This window comes from Azospirillum sp. NS33, from assembly GCF_059703765.1.
In genome coordinates this window covers 34,442-57,455 of the sequence record NZ_BAAKJB010000010.1, presented here as the reverse complement: position 1 = coordinate 57,455, position 23,014 = coordinate 34,442, and the positions used below count along the sequence as shown (strand labels likewise).

Genomic DNA, 23,014 nt, shown 5'->3' with positions numbered 1-23,014 from the left:
GTCGGCGGCGATGCCCACGACGCTCCATTCGTTTGTCCATATCTTCCGTTCTGTTCGAGGACCCCATGCCGAGACTCGCCGCCCTGTGCGTCGCGCTGGTTCTGGCGCTTGCCGCCGTGGCGCCGGCCCGGGCCGCCGACGACGCGGCGTTCGCCCAGGCCGTCGCTGCGCTGGCCGACGGCGGCTTCGCCGAGAAGGGCGCCGCCGCCGAGGCGCTGGCCGCCACCGGCGACCCCCGTGCCCTGCCGGTGCTGCGCGCCATGGCCGACGGCACCCTCTACGTCCGCAAGGCCGACGGCGCCGTGGTGATCGGCGAGCGGTCGGGACGCGAGTACGCCCTGACCGACCCGGTGGCCGGCACCGCGGCGGGCACCGCCGGCAGCCGCGACCTGTCCAAGATCATCGTCAACAACCTGCTGCGCACCACGCTCGCCGCGGCCATCGGGCGGATGGAGATCACCGACCCCGACCCGGCGCGGCGCCTCTCGGCGGCCGCCAGCATCGCCCGCGACCCGGCACCCGGCGCCGTCGCCACCCTGCGCGGCGCCCTGGAGCGGGAGACCGACGCGCGCGTGCGCACCGCCATGGAACAGGCGCTGGCGCGCATGACCCTGGCCAGCCCGGACGCCGCGGTGCGCCTGTCGGCGGTGGAATCCCTGGCCGGCGGCTCCCTGACGCCGCAGGTGCGGGCGCTGGTGGCCCCGCTCGCCGAGGATCCGGATCCGCGGGTGCAGGCCGCCGCCAGGGACCTGGTGGAGCGCATCGAGACCCAGCTGATGGTGGTCGACGCCACCCTCAACCTGTTCCAGGGCCTCAGCCTCGGCTCGGTGCTGCTGCTGGCGGCGATCGGCCTGGCCATCACCTTCGGCGTGATGGGGGTGATCAACATGGCCCATGGCGAGATGATCATGCTGGGCGCCTACACCACCTTCGTGGTGCAGGAGGCGTTCCGCGCGTCCCTGCCGGAGAGCGTCTTCGGCCTCTACCTCGTGGTGTCGATCCCCGCCGCCTTCCTGGTCGCCGGCGCCGTCGGCGTGGCGCTGGAGCGTGGCGTCATCCGCTTCCTCTACGGCCGGCCGCTGGAGACCCTGCTGGCCACCTGGGGCATCTCCTTGATGCTGCAGCAGGTGGTGCGCAGCCTGTTCGGCGCCCCCAACAAGGAGGTCGCCAACCCCGGCTGGATGACCGGCGCGTGGGAAGCCCTGCCGGGGCTGGTGCTGACCTACAACCGCATCGCCATCATCCTGTTCTCCCTGGCCGTTCTGGCGGCGGTGGCGCTGGCCCTGCGCTACACCTCGTTCGGGCTGCAGATGCGCGCGGTCACCCAGAACCGGCCGATGGCGGCGGGCATGGGCATCCGCACCGGCTGGGTCGACGCGCTGACCTTCGGCCTGGGCTCGGGCATCGCCGGGGTCGCCGGGGTGGCGCTGTCCCAGGTCGGCAACGTCAGCCCCAACCTGGGCCAGGGCTACATCATCGACAGCTTCATGGTGGTGGTGTTCGGCGGCGTCGGCAGCCTGTGGGGGGTGCTGGCCGGGGCCATGAGCCTGGGCATCCTCAACAAGATCCTGGAGCCCTACGCCGGCGCCATGCTCGGCAAGATCCTGGTGCTGGTCTTCATCATCCTGTTCATCCAGAAGCGTCCGCGGGGCCTGTTCGCCCTGAAGGGCCGCGCGGCGGAGGCGTGAGAATGTGGAACCTCGTCGAGTTGGGCGCCGCTGCGGAGGAGGGGCGCCCATGGGCCCGCTGACCTCGCGCCTGATGGCCCTGGAATCGCGCCGGGGCTGGTCGGTCTTCGTCGGGCTGCTGGCGGTGTCGGCCGTGCTGGTCCCGGTGCTGCACCTCGCCATGCCGCCCGACAGCGTGCTCCACGTGCCCGACTACATGCTCAGCCTGCTCGGCAAGTACCTGTGCTTCGCCCTGCTGGCGCTCAGCCTCGACCTGGTGTGGGGCTACGCCGGCGCCCTGTCGCTGGGCCACGGCGCCTTCTTCGCGCTGGGCGGCTACGTCATGGGCATGCACCTGATGCGCCAGATCGGCGACCGCAGCGTCTACGGCAACGCCGACCTGCCGGATTTCATGGTGTTCCTCAACTGGAAGGAGCTGCCCTGGTACTGGTGGGGCTTCGACAACCCGCTGTGGACCGTGCTGATGATCGTCGCGGTGCCCGCCGCTCTGGCCTTCGTCGTGGGCTGGTTCGCCTTCCGCTCGCGCATCACCGGGGTGTACTTCTCGATCATCACCCAGGCCATGACCTTCGCCCTGATGCTCGCCTTCTTCCGCAACGAGATGGGCTTCGGCGGCAACAACGGGCTGACCGACTTCAAGGACATCCTGGGCTTCCCGATCCAGTCCGACGCCACGCGCGTCGCGCTCTACGTCGCCTCGGTGGTGATGGTGGCGGCGGGGTACCTGGTCGCGCGGTTCGTGGTGGTGTCCAAGCTGGGCCGGGTGCTGATGGCGATCCGCGACGCCGAGAGCCGGGTGCGCTTCCTGGGCTACGACGTCACGGCGGCCAAGCTGTTCGTCTTCACCCTGTCGGCGGCGCTGGCCGGCATCGCCGGGGCGCTCTACGTTCCCCAGGTCGGCATCATCAACCCGTCGGAGTTCTCGCCGGCCCAGTCCATCGAGGTGGCGATCTGGGTCGCCGTGGGCGGCCGCGGCACGCTGTTCGGCGCCATCCTCGGCGCCTTCGCGGTCAACGGCGCCAAGAGCGTCCTGACCGGCGTGGCGCCGGAGATCTGGCTGTTCTTCCTGGGCGGCCTGTTCCTGGCGGTCACCCTGTTCCTGCCCAAGGGCATCATGGGCCTGTGGGCGCAGTTGCGCGCAAAGATCGGGGAGGGCGTCCAGCATGTGGCGCAGAAGCACCGTGCCTGAGGGCGACGGCACCATCGCGATGGAGGCCCCGGCGCGCGGCCGCGCGCGGCGCGGCGGCCGGTCACCGGCCCAGGCCGCCGGCACCATCCTCTATCTGGACGGCGTCACCGTCAGCTTCGACGGATTCCGCGCCCTCAACAACCTCAGCCTGGTGATCGCCAAGGGCGAACTGCGCACCATCATCGGCCCCAACGGTGCGGGCAAGACGACCATGATGGACGTCATCACCGGCAAGACCAGGCCCGATCTCGGCCACGTCGTCTACGATGCCGACACCGACCTGACCCGGCTGGACGAGACGCGGATCGCCAACCTGGGCATCGGCCGCAAGTTCCAGAAGCCGACGGTATTCGAGCATCTGACGGTGTTCGAGAACCTGGAACTGGCGCTGCGCTGCGACCGCGGCACCTTCAAGACCCTGTTCTTCGTGCTGGGCGGCGCGCAGGCGCGGCGCATCGACGAGATCATGGGGCTGATCGGCCTGGGCGACCGCCGCGATTTCAAGGCCGGGGCGCTCAGCCACGGCCAGAAGCAGTGGCTGGAGATCGGCATGCTGCTGATGCAGGAGCCGCAGATCCTGCTGCTGGACGAGCCGGTGGCCGGCATGACCGACCACGAGACCGAGCAGACCGCCGACCTCATCCTCGACATCAACCGCGACCGCTCGGTGGTGGTGGTGGAGCACGACATGGAGTTCGTGCGCCGCCTCGGGGCCAAGGTCACCGTGCTGCACGAGGGCTCGGTGCTCGCCGAGGGCTCGCTGGAGACGGTGCAGCAGGACCACCGCGTGATCGAAGTCTATCTGGGGCGCTGACCGCATGCTGACCGTCGACAACGTGCACCTCTACTACGGCGCCAGCCACACCCTGCGGGGCGTCTCGCTGGCCGCGCCCAAGGGCAAGGTGACCTGCCTGCTCGGCCGCAACGGGGTGGGCAAGACCAGCCTGCTGCGCGCCGTCCTGGGGCTGGAGCCGATCCGCCAGGGCACCATCGACTGGGAGGGCACCGACGTCGCCAAGATGCCCACCTACGAGCGGGCGCGGCGCGGTATCGCCTTCGTGCCCCAGGGCCGCGAGATCTTCCCGCGCCTGACGGTGCTGGAGAACCTGCAGACCGGCTTCGCCACCCTGCCGGCCCGGGAGCGCTCGATCCCCGACGAGATCTTCGCGCTGTTCCCGGTGCTGAAGGACATGCTGAAGCGACGCGGCGGCGATCTCTCGGGCGGCCAGCAGCAACAGCTGGCCATCGGCCGCGCCCTGGTGACCCGGCCGCGCCTGCTGATCCTCGACGAGCCGACGGAGGGCATCCAGCCCTCCATCATCAAGCTGATCGAGGCGGTGATCCGCACCCTCGCCCAGCGTGGCGACATGGCGATCGTGCTGGTGGAGCAGTATTTCGAGTTCGCCCGCGACCTCGCCGACCGCTACGCCGTGATGGACCGCGGCGAGATCGTGCTTGCCGGGGAGGCCGGCGACATGGTCGAGTCCGAGGTGCGCAAACACCTGACGGTTTGATCGTGCTTTCAATAATTTGCCTGACCTTGCCGGGGCCGGCGCGGTGATGGACGCGCGGCTGCGCGAGGCACCCGCCCGCCTCACCATCCACGGCACCGCCGAGGTCGCGTACGCCGCGGCCGCGGGCGGGCGCGTCCGGCTGGCCCACCTCTACCACCACGACCCGCTGCGCTTCCTGTTCCCGACGCCGGCGGCCGGCGACCCGCCGACCGCCGTCCTGGTCACCACGTCGGGCGGCCTGGTCGGCGGCGACCGGCTGGACGTGAGCGCCCGCGTGGGCGCCGGCGCGTCGGCGGTGGTGACCGCCCAGGCCGCGGAGAAGGTCTACCGCTCGGCCGGCGCCGACGTGCGCATGGACGTGGCGCTGGCCGTGGAGGACGGCGGCTGGCTGGAGTGGCTGCCCCAGGAGACCATCCTGTTCGAGGGCTCGCGCCTGCGGCGTGCCACCGCGCTGGACGTCGCGGCCGGCGGCCGGGCCCTGGCCGGCGAGCTGCTGGTGTTCGGCCGGCTGGCCCGCGGCGAGCGGTTCAGCCGCGGTCTCGCCCGCGACGCCTGGGAGATCCGCCGCGACGGCCGGCTGGTGTGGGCCGACGCCCTGCACCTGGACGGCGACATCGCCGCCCTGATCGACCACCCCGCCGGCTTCGCCGGGGCGACGGCCTTCGCCACCGCGGTCTATGTCGGGGCCGACGCGGCGGAACGGCTGGACACGGCGCGCGCCCTGCTGGAAGGTGCGGCGTCGCGCTGCGGTGCGACGGTGCCGGGCGACGGCGTTCTGGTGATCCGCTTCATCGGCGCCGACGCGCGGGCATTGCGCGAGGATTTCGGCCGCTTCTGGGCGGCGTTCCGGGGGGCGGCGGCCGGTCTGCCGGCCCGGCTGCCACGTCTGTGGCACGTGTGAGGATGGGGGACGAGCGATGAACCTGACACCGCGCGAGAAGGACAAGCTGCTGGTGGCCATGGCGGCCAGTGTGGCGCGCCGCCGCCTGGAGCGCGGCGTGAAGCTGAACCACCCGGAGGCGGTGGCGCTGATCAGCGATTTCGTGGTCGAGGGGGCCCGTGACGGCCGCACCGTGGCCGAGCTGATGCGCGACGGCGCCAGCGTGCTGACCGCGGAGCAGGTGATGGAGGGAATCCCCGAGATGATCCACGAGATCCAGGTCGAGGCCACCTTTCCGGACGGCACCAAGCTCGTCACCGTCCACAACCCGATCCGCTGAGGTGGCCCCATGATCCCCGGAGAAGTCTTCACCGCCCCCGGCGACATCGAGCTGAACGCCGGCCGCGCCACGACCACGCTGGACGTGGCCAACACCGGCGACCGGCCGATCCAGGTCGGCTCCCACTACCACTTCTACGAGACCAACGAGGGCCTCTCCTTCGACCGCGCGGCGGCGCGCGGCATGCGCCTGGACATCCCGGCCGGGACCGCGGTGCGGTTCGAGCCGGGACAGACCCGCAGCGTGTCCCTGGTGGCCTACGCCGGCCACCGCATCGTCCACGGCTTCAACGGCAAGGTCGAGGGCGCCCTCTGAGGGGCGCCGGCAGGAGGGCAACCATGGCACATCGCATCGACCGCGCGGAGTACGCCGCGCACTACGGCCCCACCGTCGGCGACCGCGTCCGCCTCGCCGACACCGACCTCGTCATCGAGGTGGAGACGGACCACACGGTCTATGGCGAGGAGGTGAAGTTCGGCGGCGGCAAGGTGATCCGCGACGGCATGGGGCAGGCCCAGACCACCCGCGCCGAGGGCGCCGTCGACACCGTCATCACCAACGCCCTGATCCTCGACCACTGGGGCATCGTCAAGGCCGACATCGGCATCACCGACGGCCGCATCGCCGGCATCGGCAAGGCCGGCAACCCCGACGTCCAGCCCGGCGTGACCATCATCGTCGGCCCCGGCACCGAGGTGATCGCCGGCGAAGGCAAGATCATCACCGCCGGCGGCATCGACGCCCACATCCACTTCATCTGCCCGCAGCAGATCGACGACGCGCTCTACAGCGGCGTCACCACCATGCTGGGCGGCGGCACCGGCCCGGCCGCCGGCACCAACGCCACCACCTGCACCCCCGGGCCGTGGCACATGGCGCGCATGCTCCAGGCGGCCGAGGGGCTGCCGATGAATCTGGGATTCTTCGGCAAGGGCAACGCCAGCCGCCCCGACAGCCTGCTGGAGCAGGTTCTGGCCGGCGCCTGCGGCCTCAAGCTGCACGAGGACTGGGGGACCACCCCCAAGGCCATCGACACCTGCCTCGCGGTGGCCGAGCAGACCGACATCCAGGTCGCCATCCACACCGACACGCTGAACGAGTCCGGCTTCGTCGAGAACACCATCGCCGCCTTCCGGGGCCGCACCATCCACGCCTTCCACACCGAGGGCGCCGGCGGCGGCCACGCCCCGGACATCATCAAGGTGTGCGGCCAGTCCAACGTGCTGCCGTCCTCGACCAACCCGACGCGGCCGTTCACCGTCAACACGGTGGACGAGCACCTGGACATGCTGATGGTGTGCCATCACCTGGACGGCCGCATCCCCGAGGACGTGGCCTTCGCCGAGAGCCGCATCCGCCGCGAGACCATCGCCGCCGAGGACATCCTGCACGACCTCGGCGCCTTCTCCATGATCGCCTCCGACAGCCAGGCCATGGGCCGGGTCGGCGAGGTGGTGATCCGCACCTGGCAGACCGCCCACAAGATGAAGGTGCAGCGCGGCCGCCTGGCCGAGGAGACCGGCGAGAACGACAACGTCCGGGTCAAGCGCTACGTCGCCAAGTACACCATCAACCCCGCGCTGGCCCACGGCATGGCCGCCCACATCGGTTCGGTCGAGGTGGGCAAGCTGGCCGATCTGGTGGTGTGGTCCCCGGCCTTTTTCGGGGTCAAGCCGGACATGGTGCTGAAATGCGGCACCATCGCGGCGGCCCCCATGGGCGATCCCAACGCCTCCATCCCGACGCCCCAGCCGGTCCACTACCGCCCCATGTTCGGCGCCATCGGCAAGGCGCTGACCGCCAGCGCGGTCACCTTCGTCTCCAAGGCGGCGCTGGACAGCGACCTCGGCCACAGCCTTGGCCTGTCCCGCACCCTGCTGGCGGTGGAGGGCTGCCGCACCATCACCAAGGCGGGGATGATCCACAACGCCGCGACCCCGCACATCGAGGTCGACCCCGAGACCTACGAGGTGCGCGCCGACGGCGCCCTGCTGCTCTGCGAGCCGGCCAAGGTGCTGCCCATGGCCCAGCGCTACTTCCTGTTCTGACGAAGGGACCCGCGATGCTACGCCGCGCCACCCGCGCGCTCGCCGCCGGATCCTGGGACGACTCCGCCCAGTCCGGCACCGTGACCCTGGCCTACGACGACCGCTTCCGCCGCCGGGTGCGGCTGACCGACGACGCCGGCGACCCGTTCCTTCTCGACCTCGCCCGCGCCGAGGTGCTGGCCGACGGCTGCGGTCTGGCGCTGGACGGCGGCGGCGTGCTCAGGGTGCGGGCCGCGCCGGAGCGGCTGGCCGAGGTGCATTGCCACGGCCCCGCGGCGCTCGCCCGCGTCGCCTGGCACCTCGGCAACCGGCACCTGCCGGTGGAGGTGGGGGAGGGCGTGCTGCGGCTGCCCTGGGATCACGTGATCGTCGACATGCTGCATGGGCTGGGCGCCCACGTCCACGAGGTGCAGGCGCCGTTCACCCCGGAGCAGGGGGCGTACGCCGGCGGCGGGCACGGCCATTCCGATGGGCACGGGCATTCCCACGGGCACGGGCATTCCCACGGGCATGGGCATGAGCAGTGACGTTCCGCCCCCTCTCCCGTGGCGGGGGCGGGACGTCGACGCGCTTCTCCGCCTCCTCGCCTGGTTGTCGCCGTCCTTCCCGACCGGGGCGTACACCTACAGCCATGGCCTGGAGGCGGCGGTCGAGGCGGGCATGGTGCGCGACCGCGTCTCCCTGGCGGACTGGGCCGGGTTCGTGCTGGAACACGGCGCCGGCCGCACCGACGCGGTGCTGTTCGCCGCGGCCCACCGGGCGGTGACGGACGGCGACGAGGCGGCCTTCCAGTGGGCCCTGGAGCGCGCCGACGCGCTGCGCGGCACCAAGGAGACGGCCCTGGAATCCGCGGCCCAGGGCACGGCGTTCCTCTCCGCCGTGTCCGCCGCCTGGCCGGTGCCCGGGCTGGAGCGCTGGCGCGCCCTGGTCGCCGACAGCGGCCGGCCGCCGGCCCACGCCGTCGCCGTGGCGCTGTGCGCCGCGCTGGCCGGCGTGCCGCTGGCCCCGGCGCTGGCCGGATTCCTCCACGCCGTGGTCGCCAACCTGGTGTCCGCCGGGGTCCGGCTGGTGCCGCTGGGCCAGACCGACGGACAGCGGGCGCTGGCGGCGCTCGAGCCGGTCGCGGCACGCCATGCCGCCTGGGCCGCGGCCGCCGGCCGCGACGACCTCGGCAGCCGGGCGCCGATGGTCGACTGGACCTCCACCTCCCACGAAACCCAATACACGAGGTTGTTCCGCTCATGACGCTCGCCGCCGCCCCCATCGAGAAGAGCCATTCCGGCCCCCTGCGCGTCGGCATCGGCGGTCCCGTCGGTTCCGGCAAGACCGCGCTGACCGATGCCCTGTGCAAGCGCATGCGCGAAGGCTGGGAGGTCGCCGCCATCACCAACGACATCTACACTAAGGAGGACGCCGAGTTCCTGACCCGCTCCGGTGCCTTGGAACCGGCGCGCATCCTGGGGGTGGAGACCGGCGGCTGCCCGCACACCGCGATTCGCGAGGACGCCTCCATCAACCTCGCCGCGGTCGACCAGATGGTGGCGAGGTTTCCCGACCTCGACCTCATCTTCATCGAATCCGGGGGCGACAACCTGGCCGCGACCTTCTCGCCGGAGCTGGCGGACATCACCATCTACGTCATCGACGTCTCGGCCGGCGACAAGATCCCGCGCAAGGGCGGCCCGGGCATCACCCGCTCCGACCTGCTGGTGATCAACAAGATCGACCTCGCCCCCCATGTCGGCGCCAGCCTGGAGGTGATGGACCGCGACGCCCGCCGGATGCGCGGCGCGCGGCCGTTCCTCTTCACCAACCTCAAGGTCGGTCAGGGGCTGGACGAGATCGTCCGCTTCATCACCACGGCGGGCGGCCTGCCGCTGCCGGCGTAACGCCGGCCGGGTGGCGGAGGCGGCGCGGCAGGGCGGTGCCGTCGGCGGTGAACAGATGGGCGCGGTCGGCGCGCAGGCCGACGCCCAGGGTGTCGCCCACCGCCGCCGCGGCGTCGCCGGCGAGCGCGGCGACGAACGGCTGCCCGTCCGCCAGCCGCAGGTGGCAATGGGTTTCCGCCCCCAGCCGTTCGACGACGGCGACGGTGCCCGACAGCACGGCGTCGCCATCCGCCGGCGGCCCGGTGTGCTGCGGCCGCACCCCGAGGGTGATCGGCTCCCCCGGCACCACCCCGTCCGCCGGGGCCGGCACATGCAGCAGGACGCCGCCGGGCAGGACGACGCTCACCACCGCGCCGTCGGCGGCGGCCACCGAGGCCGCCACCAGGTTCATGCGCGGGCTGCCGAGGAAGCCGGCGACGAAGCGGGTGGCGGGGTGGTGGTAGAGGTCCATCGGCGTCCCCACCTGCTCGACCCGGCCGGCGTTCAGCACGGCGATGCGGTCGGCCAGGGTCATCGCCTCCACCTGGTCGTGGGTGACGTAGACCATGGTCGTGCGGAGCTGCTGGCGCAGGGCGGCGATCTCGACGCGCATCTCCGCGCGCAGGCCGGCGTCCAGGTTCGACAGCGGCTCGTCGAACAGGAACACGGCCGGTTCGCGGACGATCGCGCGGCCGATGGCGACGCGCTGGCGCTGGCCGCCGGACAGCGCCTTGGGCCGGCGCTCCAGCAGGTCGTCGATGCGCAGGGTGCGGGCGGCGGCGCGCACCCGCTCGTCCACGGTGCGCCGCGGGGCGCGCGCCAGCGTCAGGCCGAACGCCATGTTCTCGTACACGCTCATGTGCGGGTAGAGGGCGTAGGACTGGAACACCATGGCGATGCCCCGGCCCGCCGGGGGCACGTCGTCCACCGGGCGCCCGCCGATCGACACGCTGCCGGCGTCCGCCTCCTCCAGCCCGGCGATGAGGCGCAGCAGGGTCGACTTGCCGCAGCCCGACGGGCCGACCAGAACCATGAATTCGTTGTCGCGCACCGCGAGGTCGATGCCGTGCAGCACCTCGGTGCGGCCGAACCGCTTGCGCACGCCGCGCAGCGCCACCTCCGCCATGGCCGCTAGCCCTTGACCGCGCCGGCGGTGAGGCCGGACACGATGCGGCGCTGGAAGACCAGCACCAGCACGATGAGGGGAACGGTGACGACCACCGACGCCGCCATGATCCGCCCCCATGGCAGCTCGTAGGCCGACGCGCCGGACATTAGGGCGATCGCCACGGGGACGGTGCGCATGTCGGCGGTCAGGGTGAAGGTGAGGGCGAACAGGAACTCGTTCCACGCGGCGATGAAGGCGAGCAGCCCGGTGGCCGCCAGCGCCGGGCCCAGCAGCGGCAGGAACACCCGCGTCACGATCACCCAGGGCGACGCGCCGTCGACCACCGCCGCCTCCTCCAGCTCCCGCGGCAGCTCGCGCATGAAGGTGGTGAGCACCCAGACGGTGAAGGGCAGGGTGAACAGGGTGTAGGTCAGCCCCAGCCCCCACAGGCTGTTGTAGAGGCCGAGGGCGCGGATCAGCTCGAACAATCCCGCCAGCACCGCAACCTGGGGAAACATGGAGACGGCGAGGATCGACAGCAGCAGCAGGCCGCGCCCGCGGAACGCCACGCGTCCCAGGGCGTAGGCCGCGGTCACCGACAGGGCCAGCGCCAGTGCGACGACTCCCGTGGCGACCATCAGCGAGTTGACGATCGACCGGCCGAAGGTCCGTTCGCCCAACACCGCCCGGTAGTTGTCCAGGGACGGCGCGGCCGGCCAGGCCTCGACGGTGAACAGCGCGCTGCCCGACGTCAGGGACGAGACGACCGCCCAGTAGAAGGGGAACACGGTGTAGAGAAGGATGACGCCGAGCAGCAGGAGGAAGAGGGCGCGCGCGGCGTGGCGGCCGGCGCGACGGCGCAGCGTTCCCATCTATCCCTCCTCCGCGCCGAGGCGCACGCGGCCCAGGGTCAGCGTCGCGACGGTGGCCAGGGCGACCACGCCGACCAGCGCGGTGGCCGCCGCCGAGCCGTAGCCGACGTCCTGGAAGTCGATGAGCTGCTGGCGCGCATACACCGACATCGACATGGTTTCCCGGCTGTTGCCGGTCAGCACGTACATCAGGTCGAACACCCGCAGCGCGTCCAGCAGCCGGAACACCACCGCCACCGTCAGCGCCGGCCGGATCAGCGGCAGGGTCACCCGGAAGAAGACGCGCACGGGGTGGACCCCGTCGACCCGCGCCGCCTCGTAGAGGTCGCGGGGCAGCATCTGCAGGGCCGCCAGGATCAGCAGGGTCATGAAGGGCGTGGCCTTCCACACGTCCACCAGGATCACCGTGGGCAGCGCCAGATCGGGGTCCGCCGTCCACGCCCTCGCTCGGTCGACCAGGCCGAGCGCCAGCAGCGCCTCGTTCACCACGCCGTAGAGGTCGTGGAACATCCAGCCCCACATCTGCGCGGACACCACGGTGGGGATCGCCCAGGGGATCAGCACCGCCGCCCGCAGCAGGCCGCGTCCCGGCATGCGGGCGTTCAGGGTCAGGGCGATGACCAAGCCGAGCACCGTCTCCAGCGCCACCGAGACGGTGGCGAACAGAACCGTGTTCCACACCGCCCGCCACCAGTCGGGGTCGCCGGCCAGCCACAGATAGTTCTCGGCGCCGACGAAGCGGTATCCGTCGAGCGTCCCCAGGGTGGCGTCGGTGAACGAGAAGGCGACGGTGCGCACCAGCGGCCAGGCCGCCACCACGGCCAGCACCGCCACCGCCGGGGCGAGGAACAGGGCGGCGGCGCGGCGGCGCTGGCGGGCGAGCGCTACCACCGGCCGCGCCGGCCCAGCCGCTCGAGCGCCCCGGTCAGCCCGGCCAGCCCCTCGGCGGCGGTCGCCGAGCCGGAGAGGACGCGGTGGACCGCCTGGAAGGTCTCGGCGGAGAGCTGGTTGTAGCGTTCGCCGGCGATCTGGGAGGGCCGCGCGACGGCGCCGCCGATGGCGCGCCCGAGCTCCACCACCACCGGGTTGGCGGCGCGCAGCTCGGCGTCGTCGTAGAGCGCCGGCCGGGTCGGGTTGTAGCCGCCCCTCATGGCCCGGCGCTTCTGCTCGGCGGCGGAGGTGAGGTGGCGCACGAGGTCGACCGCGGCGTCGGGGCTCGCGGTCGCGCGGTTGACCGCCAGCATCTGGCCGCCCAGCGCCCCGGTGTGCTTGCCCGCCGCGCCCCCGCGGGGCAGCGGGGCCACGCCCACCCGGCCCCTGACCGGGCTGTCGGCGGCGTTGGCCAGCGGCCAGGCGTAGGGCCAGTTGCGCATGAACACGGCGTTGCCGGACTGGAAGGCGCCGCGCGCCTCCTCCTCGGTGTAGTTGAGCACGCCGTCGGGGGTGATGGTGCCGACCCACCCCGCGGCGGTGCGCAACGCCTCCTCGGCGCGCGGGTTGGCGACGGTGACCGCGCCGTCGGCGCCGATGATGGTGCCGCCGCCGAAGCTGTCGATCCACTCCAGGGCGTTGACGGTCAGGCCCTCGTAGGCGCGGCCCTGCCAGACATAGCCCCACAGCCGCTCGTTGCCGGCGGCGCGCTCGCTCTCCTGGATCAGGCGCGCGGTCTCCTCCAGCTCCGCCCAGGTCCCGGGCACTGCCCGCCCGTGCCGTTCCAGCAGGTCCTTGCGGTAGTAGAGGAGGCCCATGTCGGTGAACCACGGCACCGCCACCAGGCGACCGCCCACCGTGGCGGTCTGCACCAGCGTCGGCAGGAAGGCGGCGAGGTCATCGCCGGCGATGCGGTCGGACAGGTCGAGAAAGCGGTCGCCCAGGATGCCCGGCCACACCACGTCGATCTGGAAGACGTCGATGTCGGCCGAGCCGGCGGCGAGGAGCTGCTGGTAGAGCGCGAGCTGGTCGGTGGCGCTCTTGGGGGTGGCGACGAAGCGCACCTGGTTGCCGGTGTCCCGGGCCCACGCCTCGGCACCCTCGCGGCAGAGCTGGTGGCCGATGCCCAGGGCCGAGCAGGCGATGGTCACCGTCGCCTGCGCCGCCGCCGGGCCCGGCACGCCGCCCAGCAGCCCCGCGGTGAGCAGCCCCGCGGTCAGCGCGGTGGCGGCGGCGAGCCGGCGGAGCGCGGCGTGGAGCGGCATGGCGGTCCTCCCGTGGCGTTGGGCGCCAAGGCTAGCTCCCCCCGCCGCCCCAAGCAGCCCCGACGTTTGGACAGGCCCTTCGGGCTACGTCTTCGGGTCCGTCTCGTAGGTGTAGCGGAAGTCGCAGTGGCTGGCGCCGGACATGATGGTCTGGGTCCGGGTCAGCGTGAGCTTGGGATCGTAGCCGGTGCAGAAGGCCCCGTCGCGGTTGCACGACAGGAGGTGGCCGATGTGCCCGAGCCCCATCTCCCGGTACATCTCGGCGTAGCGGCAGCGCGTGACGTCGAAGTCGAAATGGGCGTCGTCGCGCCGCTTGACCTCGATCCGCAGGGCGTCGTCCTTCTGCCACAGGGGGATCAGGTCCGCGTAGGTCTGGAGGTTGGTGTCGCCGTCGGCGAGGGTGCGGGCGTGGGCGATGGCAGCCTTCTCCACGGCGGCGCCCAGCACCTCCTGGGCGACGGCCGCGCCGAAGCGGGCGGCCATCTCCTCGTAGACCGGTTTCAGCACCTCCGCCTCGATGCGGCGGCGCTCCAGGATCGACAGCGTGGTCATGCGGCCTCCCCGGGCAGGACGGTCTCGGCCAGCCGCACCCAGTAGCTGGCGCCGATCGGCAGCAGCGCGTCGTTGAAGTCGTAATGGGGCGAATGCAGGTTGCGTCCGCCCTCCTGCGGGCCGGCCCCCAGCCAGACGTAGCAGCCCGGGCGCTCGTTCAGCATGAAGGAGAAGTCCTCGGCCCCCATGCTGGGCATCGGCTCGAGATCGACCGCGTCGCGCCCCACCACGCGGGCCGCGGCGGCCGTGGCACGCTCCGTCTCGGCGGCGCTGTTGACGGTGGCGGGGTAGCGCCGCTCGTAGCGCAGATGCGCCTCGACGCCGTAGGCGCTGGCGATGGCGGTGGCCACCTCGTGCATCCGCCGCTCCACCAGGTCCTGCACCTCGGGGCGGAAGGTGCGCGTGGTGCCGCGCATCACCACCTGCTGGGGGATCACGTTCCAGGTGTCGCCGGCGTGGAACTGGGTGACGCTGACCACCGCGGCGTCGACCGGGTGGACGCTGCGGCTGGGGATGGTCTGCAGGGCGCCGACGATCTGCGACGCCGCCAGCACCGCGTCGGAGCCGAGATGGGGCATGGCGGCGTGGGTGCCCTTGCCGTTCAGGGTCAGCTCGAAGATGTCGAACGAGGCCATCATCGGCCCGGGGCGCATGGCGATGCGCCCGACCGCCAGCCCCGGCCAGTTGTGCATGCCGTAGACCGCGTCGACGGGGAAGCGGTCGAACAGCCCCTGCTCGACCATCAAGCGTCCGCCGCCCTCGTTCTCCTCGGCGGGCTGGAAGATGAAGGCCAGCGTGCCCTTGAACGACGGCTGGCGGGCGAGGTGGCAGGCCGCCCCTAGCAGCATGGCGGTGTGGCCGTCGTGGCCGCACGCGTGCATCCGCCCGGGATGGCGCGAGCGGTGGGCGACGTTCGTCTCCTCGTGGATGTGCAGGGCGTCCATGTCGGCGCGCAGGGCGACCGCCGGGCCGTCGCCGTTGCGCAGGACGCCGACCACGCCGGTGCCGCCCAGCCCGCGGTGCACCTCCAGCCCGAAGGCCGTCAGCTTCTCCGCCACCACGTCGCCGGTGCGGTGCTCCTCGAACGCGGTTTCGGGGTGGGCGTGCAGGTCATGCCGCCAGGCGCGCATCTCCGCCTCCAGGGCGGCGACGCCGGGGACCACGTCAACCATCTCTCGACTCTCCCTTGTGCGGGCCCCGCGCGGGGGCCCGTCTCGGTTCCCTCTGGTGCGGAGCATATCCGCGCCGGGAAGGCGGAGTCGACGGTCGGCGGGGCGGCGGCAGGGCAGCCCTGGTGCCAGCCGGGCGCGGGGCCGCCGGACCGGGCTACTCGGTCCAGCGGTGGCGGTGCAGGTGGTCCTCGACGCCGCGCACGCCGGCGACGCCCTCGGCGGCGACGCGCAGGGCCTTGCGCTGCTCGTCGTTGGCGACCTCGCCCCACAGGTGGACGACGCCGTCGCCGACCACCACGTTGATCCGGCTGGAATCGATCCAGCCCTCACGCGACAGCTCGGCCGTCAGCGCGGAGCGGATCTCCTCGTCGCTGGCGACCGGCGGGGTCGGGTTGCCGTGGCGGTAGGCGACCAGGCCCTGCAGCAGGTTCGCACGGCTGACGATGCCGACGATGCGGCCGCCCGTGCACACCGGCACGCGCTTCACCCGCTCGCGCTCCATCAGGCGGGCGACCTCGGCCAGGTCGGTTTCCGGTTCGACGGAATGGACGTGCCGAGTCATCACGTCGCCAACCCGCCGGCCATGGGATTTCACGAAATCGGCGGCCCCGTCGCGGCCCCCGGTGAACATCTCCAGCCAGCGCGAGCGGCGCCGCTCGGTGCCGGTCTCGGCGCGGTGCAGAAGGTCGCCCTCGCTGACGATTCCCACCGCCCGCCCCTCGGCGTCCACCACCGGCACGCCGCTGATCCGGCGCTCCAGAAGCAGGGCGGCGACCTCGGCCACCGGCGTGTCGGCGGTCACCGTGATCACCGGCGCGGTCATGACGTCCTTGGCTTGCATGTCGTTTCCTCCGTGTCGGCCGGCGGACCGGCCTGTTGTTCACTTGGTATTCAGCATACCCAATACCAATCCTCCAAGACCAGAGGCGTGCGGCATACGGTCACAGCCTTGGTGGGCATAGACGCCCCTTCCATTCGGTCGAGGCCGCCGCGCCGGGTTGCCGGACCGTTTGGCGACGGGCTAGACTTTGCGCGAACAAGGACGCCGGCAACGGCGCCACGCGCGGCGCGCATCCGAAAGCCGGGAGGGGGCGAACGAGTGACACACGTCTTCCACCGCAGCCTGCGGTCGGAATATCCGGAGGCCGTGGCCGGCGATGGCATCCACATCGTCGACCGCCAGGGCGTCCGCTACATCGACGCCTCCGGCGGCGCGGCCGTCTCGTGCCTCGGGCATTCCGACGCCGCGGTGCGCGCGGCGATCCGCGACCAGACGGACCGCCTCGCCTACGTCCACAGCGCCTTCTTCACCACCGCCGCCGCCGAGGAGCTGGCCGCCGCCCTGGTCGGTGACGCCGCCCGCGAGCTTGGCGACGACCGCCTGCACGCGGTCTACTTCGTGTCGGGCGGATCGGAGGCGGTGGAGGCCGGGCTGAAGCTGGCCCGCCAGTACTTCCTGGAGGTCGGGCAGCCGTCGCGCCACCGCGTCATCGCCCGCCGGCAGAGCTACCACGGCAACACCCTGGGGGCGCTGGCGGTGGGCGGCAACGCCTGGCGCCGTGCGCCGTTCGAGCCGCTGCTGGCGCCGGCCACCCACATCGCGCCCTGCTACGACTACCGCGACCGCGGCGCCGACGAGACGCCGGAGGCCTATGGCCGCCGCGTCGCCGACGAGCTGGAGGCGGCGATCCAGGCCGCCGGACCGGAGACGGTGGCGGCCTTCGTGGCCGAGCCGGTGGTGGGCGCCACCCTGGGGGCGGTGGCGGCGGTGCCCGGCTACTTCGCCCGCATCCGCGAGATCTGCGACCGCCATGGCGTCCTGCTGATCCTCGACGAGGTGATGTGCGGGATGGGCCGCACCGGCACCCTCTTCGCCTGCGCCCAGGACGGCGTGGTGCCCGATCTGCTGACCATGGCCAAGGGGCTGGGGGCCGGCTACCAGCCGATCGGCGCGCTGATGGTGGCGCGCCCGGTGGTGGAGGCGGTGCGCCGCGGCAGCGGATTCTTCCAGCACGGCCACACCTACATGGGCCACGCCACGGCGTGCGCGGCCGGGCTGGCGGTGCGGCGGCGGATCGTCGAGGACGGGTTGCTGGGCGCCGTCGCCGCGCGCGGCCGGCAATTGCGGGACGAGCTGGCGGCGCGCCTGGGCGATCACCCCCACGTCGGCGACATCCGCGGCCGCGGCCTGTTCGTCGGCGTCGAGCTGGTGGCCGACCGGGCCACCAAGGCGCCCTTCGCGCCGGAGCGCGGGACCGCCGCCCGTCTCAAGCAGGCGGCCTTCGACCGGCGCCTGATGTGCTACCCCATGGGCGGAACGGTGGACGGCCGGCGTGGCGACCACGTACTGCTGGCGCCGCCCTTCATCGTCACCGCCGACGACATCAGCGCGATCGCCGAGCGGGTGAGTGCCGCCATCGGCGAGGCGACCGGAGAGGCCCCCCGATGACACCGCCCGCTGGCTCCGCCCCCGCCCCAGCCCCAGCCCCCGCCCCAGCCTCCGCCCCCCTGGTCGCGATGGTCGCGCCCAACGGGGCGCGCCGCACCAAGGCGGACCATCCCGCCCTGCCCATGACCCCGGCGGAGCTGGCGCGCGCCGCCGCCGAATGCCGCGAGGCCGGGGCGGCGCTGCTGCACCTCCACGTGCGGGACGCCGCGGGCCGCCACATCCTCGACGCCGATGCCTACCGCGACGCCCTCGCGGCGGTGCGCGGCGCGGTCGGCGACGCCATGATCCTGCAGATCACCACGGAGGCGGTCGGGCTCTACGACCGCCACCAGCAGATGGCGGTCACCCGCGCGGTGCGGCCCGAGGCGGTGTCCCTGGCGCTGCGCGAGCTGATCCCCGACGGCGACGCCGAGGGCGACGCCGCGGCCTTCCTGGAGGAGCTGCACCGCGCCGGCGCGCTGGTCCAGCACATCGTCTATTCCCGGGAGGACGCCGCGCGGCTGCGGGAGCTGTGCCGGCGCGGCGTGGTGCCCGAGGCCGCCCCGGCGGTGCTGTTCGTGCTGGGCCGCTACGGCACCGCCAGCGACGGGCGGCCGAGCGACCTCTGCGGCTTCCTCACGGCCTGGGGACCGGAGACCGGGGCGGAGGAGGGGGCAGGGGCGGGCGCGTGGGCGGTGTGCGCCTTCGGCCCGCGGGAGGCGGCCTGCGCCTCGGCGGCGGCGGCCATGGGCGGCCACGTGCGCGTGGGGTTCGAGAACAATCTCTGGCTGCCCGACGGGCGGGTGGCGGCCGGCAACGCCGACCTGGTCGCGGTGGTCGCCGGCGTCGCCGGCGCCATCGGGCGGCCGCTGGCGGACGCCGACGCGGCCCGCAGGATTCTGGCGCACCGCTCCCGGTAGCGCCGTTCAGACCGCCCCGGCGACGGGCGGCACACCGCCGCACCGCCCGCCGCGGGCGGGCGGCAACGACACGCACCGCCCGCCGCGGGCGGGCGGTCGGCAACGACGAAGACGAAGGGAGAGCACGATGACCATCACCACGCTTCTCGCCGGCACCGGACTGGCCGTGGCGCTCGCCGCGGGGGCCACCCTGGGCGCCGCCCCGGCGCAGGCGCAGCAGAAGTTCGTGACCATCGGCACCGGCGGCGTGACCGGGGTCTACTACCCCGCGGGCGGCGCGATCTGCCGCCTGATGAACAAGGACCGCAAGTCCCACGGCATCCGCTGTTCGGCCGAATCCACCGGCGGCTCCATCTACAATCTCAACGCCATCCAGCAGGGCGAGCTGGACTTCGGCGTGGTGCAGTCGGACTGGCAGTACCACGCCTACAACGGCACCTCCCAGTTCGAGGGCAAGAAGAACGACGGCCTGCGCGCCGTCTTCTCGCTGCACCCGGAGCCGTTCACGGTGGTCGCCCGGGCCGACGCCGGGGTGGAGAACTTCGTCGACCTCAAGGGCAAGCGGGTCAACGTGGGCAACCCCGGCTCCGGCCAGCGCGGCACCATGGAGGTGCTGATGAACGCCATGGGCTGGACCATGGGCGACCTCGCCCTGGCGTCGGAGCTGAAGTCGGCCGAACAGTCCCAGGCGCTGTGCGACAACAAGGTCGACGCCATCGTCTTCACCGTGGGCCACCCCAACGGCTCGATCCAGGAGGCGACGACGGCCTGCGACAGCACCCTGGTCGACGTCGCCAACGACTCCGTGAAGACCCTGGTGGCCGACAACCCCTATTACTCCGAGGCCGAGATCCCCGGCGGCATGTACCGCGGCAACGACGAGCCCACCAGCACCTTCGGCGTGCGCGCCACCCTGGTGACCTCGGCCGACACCCCCGACGACGCGGTCTACGCCCTGACCAAGGCGGTCTTCGAGAACTTCGCCGACTTCCAGCAGCTCCACCCCGCCTTCGCCAACCTGCAGAAGGAGCAGATGACCGAGGCGTCGCTCTCCGCCCCGCTGCACCCCGGGGCCAAGCGCTACTTCGAGGAGGCCGGCCTGCTGAAGTGACCGCGTGACCGTCCAGGACCGGCCCCGGCCGTCCCCGCGGACGGCCGGGGCCGGTGCCGCCGCCCTTGCCTGAAGCCGCCGGGAACGCACCGCCATGAGCCAGGACAGAGCCGAGGCCGCGGCCTCGAGCGAGGAGTTGCAGGATCTCGTCGCCCAGGCCGACACCGGGGCGCGGACGCCGCCCGGCGCGGCGGGCAGGGCGCTGATCGCCATCGCCCTGGCGTGGTCGCTGTTCCAGCTGTGGTACGCCTCGCCGCTGCCGTTCATGCTGAACCTCTTCATCCTGAACGACACCGAGGCGCGCGCCATCCACCTCGCCTTCGCCGTGTTCCTGGCCTTCACGGCGTTTCCCGCGTTCAAGCGCTCGCCACGCCGCTCGGTGCCGCTGGCGGACTGGCTGCTGGCGGCCGCGGCCGCGGCGTGCGCCGCCTACATCTGGCTGCTCTACGCCGAGCTGTCGCGCCGGCCCGGCCTGCCGACCACCACCGACCTGGTGGTCGGGGTCGCCGGCATGGTCCTGCTGCTGGAGGCGACGCGGCGCGCGCTGGGACCGCCGCTCATGGTGGTGGCGCTGGTGTTCCTCGGTTACACCTTCCTCGGCCCGTGGATGCCCGAGGTGATCTCCCACCAGGGCGCCTCCCTGACCAAGGGGGTGACCCACTACTGGCTGACCACCGAAGGCGTCTTCGGGGTGGCGCTCGGCGTCTCCACCAGCATGGTCTTCCTGTTCGTGCTGTTCGGCGCCCTGCTGGAGCGGGCCGGTGCCGGCAACTACTTCATCCGCGTGGCCTTCTCGTTGCTCGGTCACATGCGCGGCGGCCCGGCCAAGGCGGCGGTGGTGTCGTCGGCGATGACGGGGCTGATCTCCGGCTCCTCGATCGCCAACGTGGTGACCACCGGCACCTTCACCATCCCGCTGATGAAGAAGGTGGGCTTCTCTGCCGAGAAGGCCGGCGCCGTGGAGGTCGCGTCCTCGACCAACGGCCAGCTCACCCCGCCGGTGATGGGGGCGGCCGCCTTCCTGATGGTCGAGTTCGTCGGCATCTCCTACACCGAGGTGATCAAGCACGCCCTGCTTCCGGCGCTGATCTCCTACATCGCGCTGGTCTACATCGTTCACCTCGAGGCGTCGAAGGCTGGCATGAAGGGCCTGCCGCGGCGCCGTACGAGCACCCTGTTCCAGAGCCTGCTGTCCTTCGCCACGGTGTTCGTCGGGCTGCTGGTGCTGGGCGCCCTGGTCTACTACGGCGTCGGCTGGACCAAGGCGGCGTTCGGCGATTCCGCCGCCGCGGTCCTGTCGGTGGTGGTGCTGGTGGCCTACGGCGGCCTGCTCTGGTACGCCACCCGCTATCCGGAACTCGAGGTGACGGAGAATCTGGCGGAGCTGCCGGAGCCGGGGCCGACCGTCAAGGCCGGGCTCTATTTCCTGCTGCCGGTGGCGGTCCTGGTGTGGTCGCTGACGGTGGAGCGGCTGTCGCCCGGCCTCTCGGCCTTCTGGGCCACGATGTTCATGATCGGCATCGTCGTCACCCACCGGCCGCTCAAGGCGCTGATCCGCGGCCAGGGCGACACCGGCGCCCAGTTCGCCGGGGGCTTGCGCGACCTCTTCGACGGGCTGGTGGCGGGCGCACGCAACATGATCGGCATCGGCGTGGCCACCGCCGCCGCCGGCATCGTCGTGGGCACCGTCACCCTGACCGGCATCGGCCTGGTGATGACCGAGTTCGTGGAGTTCGTCTCCGGCGGCAACCTCATGCTGCTGCTGCTGTTCACCGCGATCATCAGCCTGATCCTCGGCATGGGGCTGCCGACCACGGCGAACTACATCGTGGTCTCCACCCTGATGGCGCCGGTGATCGTCAACGTCGGGGCCGAAGCCGGGCTGATCGTGCCGCTGATCGCCGTTCATCTCTTCGTCTTCTATTTCGGCATCCTCGCCGACGACACGCCGCCGGTCGGGCTGGCCGCCTTCGCCGCGGCGGCGATCGCGCGGGGCGACCCGATCAAGACCGGCCTGCAGGGATTCGCCTACGACATCCGCACGGCCATCCTGCCCTTCCTGTTCATCTTCAACACCGAACTGCTGCTGATCGGGGTCGACGACGTGTGGCACGCGCTGTTCGTCTTCGCCGCCGCGGTGGTGGCCATGCTGACCTTCGCCGCGGCGACCCAGGGCTGGTTCCTCACCCGCACCCGCTGGTGGGAGGTGGCGGCCCTGCTGCTGGTGGCGTTCACCCTGTTCCGCCCCGGCTTCTGGATGGACATGATCGTGCCGCAGTACCGGACTCTGCCCGGCGCGCAGGTCTTCGAGATTGCCGGGAGCCTGCCCGAGCGCGGTCGCCTGCGCCTGCACGTCACCGGCGAGACCCTCGAGGGCGATCCCGTGGACAAGGTGTCGGTGCTGTCGCTGGGGCCGCCCGGCCCCGGCCGCGAGCGGCTGGAGCGGGCCGGCCTGTTCCTCGGCGCGGGGGAGGGCGGCGCGGTGGTCGTCGACCGCATCGGCTTCGGCAGCCCGGCGGAAGGCGCCGGGTTCGACTTCGACTACGAGGTCCGCGGCATCGTGGTGGAGGCGGACCGGCCGCCCAAGCACCTGTTCTACATTCCGGCCCTGCTGCTGCTGGGCGTGGTGGTGTGGGCGCAGCGCAGCCGGCTGCGCGACGCCCGGCCGGAGGGACCCCTGGCCGCACGAGGAGAGACGCCATGAAGGACATCCTGGTGGCCGTCGACGTCGACGCCGACGTCGACTGGCGGACGACGCTGCCGGCCGCGCTGCGCCAGGCCGAGGCGACGGGGGCGCGCCTCCACGTGATGACCGTGCTGCCCGATTTCGGCATGAGCATCGTCGGCCAGTTCTTCCCGGCGGGCCACCGCAAGGACATGAGCGACCAGGTGATGAAGCGCCTGCACGAGCGGGTCGCCGCGGTGGCGCCGCCCGGCGCCAAGGTCCAGCACATCGTCGCCGAGGGCAGCGTGTACGAGGCGGTGCTGCGGATGGCGGAGACCACCAGGGCCGACCTCATCGTCCTGGGGGCGCACCGGCCGGAACTCAGCGACTACCTGCTGGGCCCCAACGCCGCGCGCATCGTGCGCCACGCCAAATGCTCGGTCCTGGTGGTGCGGGAGTAGCCA

The 23,014-nt window shown here is 72.4% G+C and carries 23 protein-coding genes; 16 read left to right on the top strand and 7 right to left on the bottom strand.

Features of this window, described 5'->3' with window-relative positions; all coding sequences use genetic code 11:
* Positions 1-65: 65 nt before the first annotated feature.
* Genes urtB through ureG form a run of 11 tightly spaced genes read left to right on the top strand, consistent with a single transcriptional unit; the run spans position 66 to position 9,548 of the window.
* Positions 66-1,688, top strand: a complete 1,623-nt coding sequence (urtB, locus tag AC6H2I_RS11105; RefSeq protein WP_497500692.1) for an urea ABC transporter permease subunit UrtB — start codon at positions 66-68, stop codon at positions 1,686-1,688.
* Positions 1,689-1,737: 49 nt separating this feature from the next.
* A complete protein-coding gene (gene urtC / locus AC6H2I_RS11100) occupies positions 1,738-2,877 on the top strand; it encodes an urea ABC transporter permease subunit UrtC (protein ID WP_497500691.1) in 1,140 nt (379 codons plus the stop codon).
* 19 nt (positions 2,878-2,896) lie between these two features.
* Positions 2,897-3,691, top strand: coding sequence for an urea ABC transporter ATP-binding protein UrtD (gene urtD / locus AC6H2I_RS11095; RefSeq protein WP_497500794.1), 795 nt, complete (start codon positions 2,897-2,899; stop codon positions 3,689-3,691).
* Between the two features lie 4 nt (positions 3,692-3,695).
* Positions 3,696-4,391: an urea ABC transporter ATP-binding subunit UrtE gene (gene urtE, locus AC6H2I_RS11090; RefSeq protein ID WP_497500690.1), complete on the top strand. Its 696-nt coding sequence runs from the start codon at positions 3,696-3,698 to the stop codon at positions 4,389-4,391.
* A gap of 16 nt (positions 4,392-4,407) precedes the next feature.
* Positions 4,408-5,292, top strand: a complete 885-nt coding sequence (locus AC6H2I_RS11085) for an urease accessory protein UreD (RefSeq protein ID WP_497500689.1) — start codon at positions 4,408-4,410, stop codon at positions 5,290-5,292.
* 16 nt (positions 5,293-5,308) lie between these two features.
* Positions 5,309-5,611 (top strand): urease subunit gamma, encoded by a 303-nt coding sequence (locus AC6H2I_RS11080; RefSeq protein ID WP_497500688.1) that lies wholly within the window; start codon positions 5,309-5,311, stop codon positions 5,609-5,611.
* Between the two features lie 9 nt (positions 5,612-5,620).
* Positions 5,621-5,926 (top strand): urease subunit beta, encoded by a 306-nt coding sequence (locus tag AC6H2I_RS11075; RefSeq protein ID WP_497500687.1) that lies wholly within the window; start codon positions 5,621-5,623, stop codon positions 5,924-5,926.
* Between the two features lie 23 nt (positions 5,927-5,949).
* Positions 5,950-7,659 (top strand): urease subunit alpha, encoded by a 1,710-nt coding sequence (gene ureC, locus AC6H2I_RS11070; RefSeq protein ID WP_497500686.1) that lies wholly within the window; start codon positions 5,950-5,952, stop codon positions 7,657-7,659.
* 14 nt (positions 7,660-7,673) lie between these two features.
* Complete coding sequence (gene ureE / locus AC6H2I_RS11065; RefSeq protein ID WP_497500685.1) at positions 7,674-8,186, top strand: urease accessory protein UreE; 513 nt, start codon at positions 7,674-7,676, stop codon at positions 8,184-8,186.
* Positions 8,176-8,904, top strand: a complete 729-nt coding sequence (locus tag AC6H2I_RS11060) for an urease accessory protein UreF (RefSeq protein ID WP_497500684.1) — start codon at positions 8,176-8,178, stop codon at positions 8,902-8,904. Before ureE ends, AC6H2I_RS11060 begins: the two co-directional genes overlap by 11 nt.
* Complete coding sequence (ureG, locus tag AC6H2I_RS11055) at positions 8,901-9,548, top strand: urease accessory protein UreG (protein WP_497500683.1); 648 nt, start codon at positions 8,901-8,903, stop codon at positions 9,546-9,548. Before AC6H2I_RS11060 ends, ureG begins: the two co-directional genes overlap by 4 nt.
* Here ureG and AC6H2I_RS11050 read toward each other — a convergent pair.
* The 7 genes from AC6H2I_RS11050 to AC6H2I_RS11020 form a co-directional block, all read right to left on the bottom strand.
* Positions 9,514-10,653 carry an ABC transporter ATP-binding protein gene (locus AC6H2I_RS11050; protein WP_497500682.1) on the bottom strand — a complete coding sequence of 380 codons (1,140 nt, stop codon included), beginning with the start codon at positions 10,651-10,653 and terminating at the stop codon, positions 9,514-9,516. The genes ureG and AC6H2I_RS11050 overlap by 35 nt on opposite strands.
* A gap of 5 nt (positions 10,654-10,658) precedes the next feature.
* Positions 10,659-11,507 (bottom strand): carbohydrate ABC transporter permease, encoded by an 849-nt coding sequence (locus AC6H2I_RS11045; RefSeq protein WP_497500681.1) that lies wholly within the window; start codon positions 11,505-11,507, stop codon positions 10,659-10,661.
* Positions 11,508-12,398, bottom strand: coding sequence for a carbohydrate ABC transporter permease (locus tag AC6H2I_RS11040; protein ID WP_497500680.1), 891 nt, complete (start codon positions 12,396-12,398; stop codon positions 11,508-11,510). It lies immediately after the preceding gene.
* A complete protein-coding gene (locus tag AC6H2I_RS11035) occupies positions 12,392-13,702 on the bottom strand; it encodes an ABC transporter substrate-binding protein (RefSeq protein WP_497500679.1) in 1,311 nt (436 codons plus the stop codon). The genes AC6H2I_RS11040 and AC6H2I_RS11035 overlap by 7 nt, the downstream gene beginning before the upstream one ends.
* An 84-nt stretch (positions 13,703-13,786) precedes the next feature.
* Positions 13,787-14,254 (bottom strand): L-2-amino-thiazoline-4-carboxylic acid hydrolase, encoded by a 468-nt coding sequence (locus tag AC6H2I_RS11030; RefSeq protein WP_497500678.1) that lies wholly within the window; start codon positions 14,252-14,254, stop codon positions 13,787-13,789.
* The gene (locus tag AC6H2I_RS11025; RefSeq protein WP_497500677.1) at positions 14,251-15,426 is read right to left on the bottom strand and encodes a M20 aminoacylase family protein; all 1,176 of its coding nucleotides are present in this window, start codon (positions 15,424-15,426) and stop codon (positions 14,251-14,253) included. The genes AC6H2I_RS11030 and AC6H2I_RS11025 overlap by 4 nt, the downstream gene beginning before the upstream one ends.
* Positions 15,427-15,580: 154 nt before the next feature.
* Positions 15,581-16,267 (bottom strand): CBS domain-containing protein, encoded by a 687-nt coding sequence (locus AC6H2I_RS11020; RefSeq protein ID WP_497500676.1) that lies wholly within the window; start codon positions 16,265-16,267, stop codon positions 15,581-15,583.
* A 258-nt stretch (positions 16,268-16,525) separates the two neighbouring features.
* On the opposite strand from AC6H2I_RS11020, the gene AC6H2I_RS11015 reads away from it, so the two are divergent.
* The 5 genes from AC6H2I_RS11015 (at position 16,526) to AC6H2I_RS10995 (ending at position 23,011) form a co-directional block, all read left to right on the top strand.
* Positions 16,526-17,875 (top strand): aspartate aminotransferase family protein, encoded by a 1,350-nt coding sequence (locus AC6H2I_RS11015; RefSeq protein WP_497500675.1) that lies wholly within the window; start codon positions 16,526-16,528, stop codon positions 17,873-17,875.
* Between the two features lie 68 nt (positions 17,876-17,943).
* The gene (locus AC6H2I_RS11010) at positions 17,944-18,774 is read left to right on the top strand and encodes a beta-keto acid cleavage family enzyme (protein WP_497500674.1); all 831 of its coding nucleotides are present in this window, start codon (positions 17,944-17,946) and stop codon (positions 18,772-18,774) included.
* A gap of 127 nt (positions 18,775-18,901) precedes the next feature.
* Entirely contained in the window at positions 18,902-19,885 is a 984-nt protein-coding gene (locus tag AC6H2I_RS11005) for a TAXI family TRAP transporter solute-binding subunit (protein WP_497500673.1), read from the top strand.
* 94 nt (positions 19,886-19,979) lie between these two features.
* Positions 19,980-22,589 (top strand): TRAP transporter permease, encoded by a 2,610-nt coding sequence (locus AC6H2I_RS11000; RefSeq protein ID WP_497500672.1) that lies wholly within the window; start codon positions 19,980-19,982, stop codon positions 22,587-22,589.
* Complete coding sequence (locus tag AC6H2I_RS10995) at positions 22,586-23,011, top strand: universal stress protein (protein WP_497500671.1); 426 nt, start codon at positions 22,586-22,588, stop codon at positions 23,009-23,011. The genes AC6H2I_RS11000 and AC6H2I_RS10995 overlap by 4 nt, the downstream gene beginning before the upstream one ends.
* The last annotated feature ends 3 nt before the right edge of the window (positions 23,012-23,014 follow it).